Raw genomic sequence first — 6,211 nt, 5'->3', positions numbered from 1 at the left:
GACCCCCGCCGCACCCGCGCCGGTCAGCGTGACCGGGGCGGCGGGAGCGGCCGGTGCCGGCGGGGTGGCGGTCACGTCCGGCGAGGTCGGGACGCTCTGGTCGACGTGTGCCGCGCCTCCTGGGCCGGCGACCGGCGCACCGGACGCGACCTGCGCGTCGGACTCCACGCGGATGATCGGCTTGCCGACCTCGACGGTGTCGCCCTCGGAGACGAGCAGGCCGGTGACGGTGCCGGAGAACGGCGACGGGAGCTCGACGAGGGACTTCGCCGTCTCGATCTCGACGAGGACCTGGTCGACGGTGATCTCGTCACCGATCGCGACGCGCCACTGCACGATCTCGGCCTCGGTGAGGCCTTCACCCACGTCGGGCAGGGGGAATTCGGCGACGGCCACTACGGCTCCTTCGGCGTTCTGGTCGAGCTCGGACAGGGAGGTCAGTAGGCGAGGGCGCGGTCGACGGCCTCGAGGACGCGGTCGGCGTCCGGCAGGTGCAGGTGCTCCAGCTTCGACACCGGGAACGGGATGTCGAACCCGGAGACCCGGAGCGGGGGTGCCTGCATCGTGTAGAACGCCTTCTCGGCGACGGTCGCGGCGATCTCGCTGCCGACGCTGACGAAGCCGGAGGCCTCTTGCGCGATGACGAGACGACCGGTCTTCCGGACCGACGCCAGGAGCGGCTCCCAATCGATCGGCGAGATCGAGCGGAGGTCGATGACCTCGCAGCTCGTGCCCTCGCCCTCGGCGATCTCCGCCGCCTGCATGAGCGTGGCGACCATCGCGCCGTGGCCGACGAGGGTGACCTCGGTGCCGGTGCGGGCGACGCGCGTCGTGTGCATCGGGACGTGCCCGTCGACGAGGTCCACCTGACCCTTCGGCCAGTAGCGCGACTTCGGCTCGAGGAAGACGACCGGGTCCTTCGAGGCCACTGCTTCCTGGACCATCCAGTAGGCGTCGTTCGGCGTGCTCGGGCTGACCACGCGGAGACCAGGGGTGTGCGCGAAGTACGCCTCGGGCGACTCCTGGTGGTGCTCCACGGCGCCGATGTGGCCGCCGTAGGGGATGCGGATGACGACGGGCAGCGACATGTGCGCCGGCAGCCGGTTCGCCATCTTCGCGAGCTGCGAGGTGATCTGGTCGAAGCCCGGCCAGACGAAGCCGTCGAACTGGATCTCGACGACCGGGCGGTAGCCGCGCAGGGCCAGGCCGATCGCGGTGCCGATGATGCCGGCCTCGGCGAGCGGGGTGTCCCGCACGCGCTCGGGGCCGAACTTCTCCTGCAGGCCCTCGGTGATGCGGAACACACCGCCGAGTGCGCCGATGTCCTCGCCCATCAGCAGGACCTTGTCGTCCGCCTGCATCGCGGCGGCGAGCCCGGCGTTGAGCGCCTTGGCCATCGTCAGGGTCGGGGTGGGGTCGCTCGGGACCTCGCCGGCGCCCGGGTGGGAGCGCAGGGTGTAGTCGAAGAGCTGCTCGGTGGTGCTCATGCGTGGGCGCCCCCTTCGAAGCCGGCCTCGTACTGTTCGAGCCAGGCCTTCTGCTCGGCGATCAGCGGGTGCGGCTCGCGGTAGACGTTGTCGAACATGACGTCGACGGACGGCGGTGTCAGGGCCACGGTGCGGCGGCGGACGTCGGCGGCGATGTCCTCGCCCTCTTCGTCGAACGCGGCGAACTGCTCGTCGGTCGCGCCCTTGGAGCGCAGGTACGCCTCGGACCGGACGATCGGGTCGCGGCGGACCCAGTCCTCGAGCTCGCCCTCGGCGCGGTAGCGGCTCGGGTCGTCGGAGCTGGTGTGCGCGCCGATGCGGTACGTGTCGGCCTCGATGAACGCCGGGCCCTGGCCGCTGCGGGCGTGGTCGGTGGCGACGACCGAGGCCGTGTAGGAGGCGAGGATGTCGTTGCCGTCGATGAGGACGCTCGGGATCCCGAAGCCGCGCGGACGGTCGACGAGCGGGGTCGGCGACTGGACCGACACCGGTACCGAGATCGCCCAGTGGTTGTTCTGCAGGAAGAAGACGACAGGGGCCTTCGTCGAGGCCGAGAACACGTACGCCTCGTTCACGTCGCCCTGGCTCGTCGCGCCGTCGCCGAAGTAGACGATCGAGCACGCGTCGCGGTCGGGGTCACCCGTGCCGACGTCGCCGTCGAGCTTCTGCCCGAGTGCGTACCCGGTGGCGTGCAGGGTCTGCGAGCCGATCACCAGGGTGGAGATGTGGGTGTTGCCGCGCTCGTCCGGGTCCCACCCGCCGTGCGTCTGGCCGCGGTACATCGCGATGATCTCCATCGGCTCGACGCCGCGGTGCATCGTGACCGCGTGCTCGCGGTACGACGGGAAGACGTGGTCCTGCGCACGGAGAGCGAAGGCGGAGCCGGTCTGTGCGGCTTCCTGCCCGTGGCTCGGCACCCAGAGGCCGAGCTGACCGGTGCGCTGGAGGTTGTGACCGGCGTGGTCGAACCGACGGGTGAGGACCATCCGGCGGTGCATCGCCAGCAGGGTCTCGTCCGGGATCGCCCGCGCGGCGGCGGCGAACTCGGCGTTCTCGTCGGTCTCCACGAACCGGCCCTCGGGGTCGAGGAGCCGGACGGTGGTCGTCGCGGGGGCCGCGGCGCGGAATGACATGCGGGCCAGCGTAGCGGCAGCGACTACTCGGCTGCCTGGAGGTCCCCCACAAGCGACCGTGCTGTTTCGAGGAGCGTTCCCACAGCCTCGTGCTCCCCGATCGAGATGCGGATGCCCTCGTTCCCGAAGGCTCGGACGATGATGCCGGCCTGCTCGAAGCGCTCCGTCGCGTGCGCCGTCAGCTCGCCGGTCGGCAGCCACACGAAGTTGCCCTGGGCGTCGGGTACGTCCCAGCCCTGCTCGCGGAGCGACGTGACGACGCGGTCCCGCAGGACTGCGATCTCGGACACGCGCTCGAGCAGTTCGGACTCGCGCTCGAGGCTCGCGAGCGCCGCCGCCTGGCCCTGCGCCGTGACCGAGAGCGGGATGGCGCAGGCGCGTACGGCATCGAGCACGTACGCCGGGCCGAGGGCGTACCCGACACGGAGTCCGGCCAGCCCGTACGCCTTCGAGAAGGTGCGGAGCACGACGAGGTTCGGGTACCGCTCGAGCAGCGGGGCGCCACGGACGGCGGTCGGCTCGGTGACGAACTCGGCGTAGGCCTCGTCGAGGACCACGAGCACGGTGGCGGGCACCTGCGCCATGAACGCCTCGAACTCCGCCCCGGTCACGATCGGGCCGGTCGGGTTGTTCGGCGTGCAGACGATCACGAGGCGGGTCCGCTCGGTGACGGCGGCGGCCATCGCGTCGAGGTCGTGACCGCCGTCGGGGCGGTTCGGCACCTGCACGCTCGTGGCGCCGGCGACCGTGACGACGCCCGGGTAGGCCTCGAAAGAACGCCACGCGTAGACGATCTCGTCGCCGGGGCCGGAGGTGGCCTTGGCGAGTTCGTGGAGGATCGCGACGCTGCCGGGGGCGACGTGGACCTCGTCGACGGTGGTGCCGAAGCGGTTCGCGAGCACGGCTCGGACGGCGAGGGCGGTGGCGTCGGGGTAGCGGTTGAACGCGGTCTGCGCCTGCACGGCCTCGACGACGCCGGGCAGCGGCGGGAACGGGTTCTCGTTGCTCGACAGCTTGAAGGCGTCGGCCGCGGCCTGGCGCCCCTGCTTGTAGGCGGGGAGAACGGCGATCTCGGGCCGGATGTGCACGCGCTCGTCAGTCACGGGATCAGGCTACCGGCCCGTCCGCGGGTACCGGAGGGCATCATGGACGCATGCGATTCCTCGTCCGCCTCGTCGTCAACGCCGTCGCCCTCTGGCTCACCACGCTGATCGTCAGCGGCGTCTCCGTCACGCCCTTCGGCGACGGCGGCACCACGGCCACCGTGCTCACCTACCTGCTCGTGGCGTTCGTGTTCGGCCTCGTGAACGCGGTCATCGGCACGCTCATCCGGATCGTCGCCTTCCCGATCTACATCCTCACGCTCGGGCTCATCTCGTTCGTCGTGAACGCGATCCTGCTGCTCATCGTCGCCGGGATCTCGGACGCCTTCGGCTTCGGGCTGCACGTCGACTCGTTCGGCTGGGGCATCGTCGGCGCCTTCGTGCTCGCGGTGTTCGCGTGGCTGATCGGGCTGTTCGTGCGGCCGGTGCTGAACCGCCCGCGCGCGTGACGCTGGCCGACGACCCGTCGGCGAGCACCCCGTCGGGGTGGGCCGACGACCGGACCGGCACCGCGCCTCCCGACGGCAGCAGCGTCGCGGACGGACGCTCCCTGCGCCATGATGTCCCCATGACCCCGGACGCCGACGCCCCCTTCCGGGTCTCGTTCGTCTGCAGCGGCAACATCTGCCGCTCCCCCATGGCCGGCATCGTCTTCGCCCAGCTCGCGGCGGACGCCGGCATGGCCGACCGGTTCCAGGTCGAGTCCGCCGGCACCGGCGACTGGCACGTCGGCGAGCCCGCCGACGAGCGCACGATCGCAGCACTCGCAGCGCGCGGATACGATGGCAGCAGGCATCGCGCCCGTCAGTTCGATCCGGACCGGTTCCCGGACCTCGATCTGGTGGTCGCACTCGACCGCTCCCACGAACGCATCCTGCGCTCGTGGGCACCGACCATGGACGACGCCGCGAAGGTGACGCTCCTACTGCGGTACGACGACGCCTGGCCCCAGCAGACCGACGTACCGGATCCGTACTACGCGGACCGGCACGAGTTCGACCGAGTGCTCTCGACCGTCGAACGGGCCTGCCGGGCGCTCTTCCGCCAACTCGAGCCGGCAGTCCGTCAGGGAGCCCCATGACCCCCCTTCCCCCGCAGCCGATCAGCCCGCTCGACGGGCGCTACTACCCGATCGTGCACACGGTGGGCGAGCACCTCTCCGAGGCCGGGCTCAACCGCGCGCGCATCGTGGTCGAGGTCGAGTGGCTCATCTTCCTGACCGACCACGCGATGTTCACCACGTCGCCGCTCAGCGTCGACGACAAGGCCGCGCTCCGCCGGGTCGTGGAGACCTTCGGCCAGGAGCAGATCGCCGAGCTCGCCGAGATCGAGGCCACGACGCGGCACGACGTCAAGGCGGTCGAGTACTTCGTCCGTCGTCGTCTGTCCGAGCTCGGGCTCGACGCGATCGCCGAGCTCACGCACTTCGCGGCGACGAGCGAGGACGTCAACAACCTCTCGTACGCGCTGACCGTCCGCGACACCGTCGACCAGGTGTGGCTGCCGGCCTACCGCGCCGTCGTGGCGAGGCTCCGCGAGCTCGCCGACGAGCTGAAGAGCGTCCCGATGCTCTCGCACACGCACGGGCAGCCGGCGACGCCGACGACGCTCGGCAAGGAACTCGCGGTCGTCGTCTACCGCCTCGAGCGCGTGCTGTCCCAGATCGAGGGCGGCGAGTACCTCGGCAAGTTCTCCGGCGCGACCGGCACGTTCTCGGCGCACCTCGCGGCCGACCCCGAGGCGGACTGGCCCGCACTCTCCCGCGAGTTCGTCGAGGGTCTCGGGCTCACCTGGAACCCCCTCACGACGCAGATCGAGTCGCACGACTGGCAGGCCGAGCTGTACGACCGGGTGCGCCACGCGAACCGGATCCTGCACAACCTCGCGACCGACGTGTGGACCTACATCTCGATGGGGTACTTCACGCAGATCCCGGTAGTGGGTGCCACGGGCTCGTCGACGATGCCGCACAAGATCAACCCGATCCGGTTCGAGAACGCCGAGGCGAACCTCGAGATCTCGTCGGCGCTGTTCTCCACGCTGTCCGAGACGCTCGTGACGTCGCGGCTCCAGCGTGACCTCACCGACTCGACCACGCAGCGGAACATCGGCGTCGCGTTCGGGCACTCGCTGCTCGCGCTCGACAACCTGCGCCGTGGCCTGGGCGAGATCGCCGTGAACGAGGTGCGTCTCGCCGAGGACCTCGACCGCAACTGGGAGGTGCTGGCCGAGGCCATCCAGACGGTCATCCGCGCCGAGGTCACCGCCGGGCAGTCGAACATCGAGGACCCGTACGCGATGCTCAAGGAGCTCACGCGCGGGAAGCGCATCGGGCAGGCGGAGCTCGTCGCGTTCGTGAACGGCCTGGACATCTCGTCCGGCGCGAAGGCCCGGCTGACGAACCTCACCCCGGCGACCTACACGGGCCTCGCCGACGAGCTGGTCGACCACCTCGACGTGTAGCGCGCCGCGCGCGTCGCGCGTCGCG

The 6,211-nt window shown here is 70.8% G+C and carries 7 protein-coding genes; 3 read left to right on the top strand and 4 right to left on the bottom strand.

The window, feature by feature from the left end:
• From JSX79_RS12450 to JSX79_RS12435, 4 genes are all read right to left on the bottom strand, one after another.
• Positions 1-396 (bottom strand): biotin/lipoyl-containing protein (locus JSX79_RS12450; protein WP_308061380.1); only part of this gene is annotated, 396 nt, incomplete at its 3' end.
• 41 nt (positions 397-437) lie between these two features.
• Positions 438-1,397, bottom strand: coding sequence for an alpha-ketoacid dehydrogenase subunit beta (locus JSX79_RS12445; protein ID WP_229086540.1), 960 nt, complete (start codon positions 1,395-1,397; stop codon positions 438-440).
• Between the two features lie 86 nt (positions 1,398-1,483).
• Positions 1,484-2,620, bottom strand: a complete 1,137-nt coding sequence (locus JSX79_RS12440) for a thiamine pyrophosphate-dependent dehydrogenase E1 component subunit alpha (RefSeq protein ID WP_071295537.1) — start codon at positions 2,618-2,620, stop codon at positions 1,484-1,486.
• Positions 2,621-2,643: 23 nt separating this feature from the next.
• On the bottom strand, positions 2,644-3,723 hold the full coding sequence (locus JSX79_RS12435) for a histidinol-phosphate transaminase (protein ID WP_092384792.1): 1,080 nt from the start codon (positions 3,721-3,723) through the stop codon (positions 2,644-2,646).
• Positions 3,724-3,773: 50 nt separating this feature from the next.
• On the opposite strand from JSX79_RS12435, the gene JSX79_RS12430 reads away from it, so the two are divergent.
• From JSX79_RS12430 to purB, 3 genes are all read left to right on the top strand, one after another.
• Positions 3,774-4,172: a phage holin family protein gene (locus JSX79_RS12430; RefSeq protein ID WP_229086539.1), complete on the top strand. Its 399-nt coding sequence runs from the start codon at positions 3,774-3,776 to the stop codon at positions 4,170-4,172.
• A gap of 119 nt (positions 4,173-4,291) precedes the next feature.
• A complete protein-coding gene (locus tag JSX79_RS12425) occupies positions 4,292-4,804 on the top strand; it encodes a low molecular weight protein-tyrosine-phosphatase (RefSeq protein WP_070419277.1) in 513 nt (170 codons plus the stop codon).
• On the top strand, positions 4,801-6,186 hold the full coding sequence (gene purB / locus JSX79_RS12420; RefSeq protein WP_229086538.1) for an adenylosuccinate lyase: 1,386 nt from the start codon (positions 4,801-4,803) through the stop codon (positions 6,184-6,186). The genes JSX79_RS12425 and purB overlap by 4 nt, the downstream gene beginning before the upstream one ends.
• Positions 6,187-6,211 lie beyond the last annotated feature (25 nt).

This window comes from Curtobacterium sp. GD1 (genome assembly GCF_020882855.1).
Taxonomy (GTDB): Bacteria; Actinomycetota; Actinomycetes; order Actinomycetales; family Microbacteriaceae; genus Curtobacterium.
This window is presented reverse-complemented; position numbering and strand designations above follow the sequence as displayed.

Excerpts from the sequence above, each read along its gene's own strand:
- JSX79_RS12425 (WP_070419277.1), top strand. The coding sequence starts at position 4,292 with ATGACCCCGGACGCCGACGCCCCCTTCCGGGTCTCGTTCGTCTGCAGC.
- JSX79_RS12440 (WP_071295537.1), bottom strand. The coding sequence starts at position 2,620 with ATGTCATTCCGCGCCGCGGCCCCCGCGACGACCACCGTCCGGCTCCTC.
- JSX79_RS12445 (WP_229086540.1), bottom strand. The coding sequence starts at position 1,397 with ATGGCCAAGGCGCTCAACGCCGGGCTCGCCGCCGCGATGCAGGCGGAC.
- purB (WP_229086538.1), top strand. The coding sequence starts at position 4,801 with ATGACCCCCCTTCCCCCGCAGCCGATCAGCCCGCTCGACGGGCGCTAC.
- JSX79_RS12430 (WP_229086539.1), top strand. The coding sequence starts at position 3,774 with ATGCGATTCCTCGTCCGCCTCGTCGTCAACGCCGTCGCCCTCTGGCTC.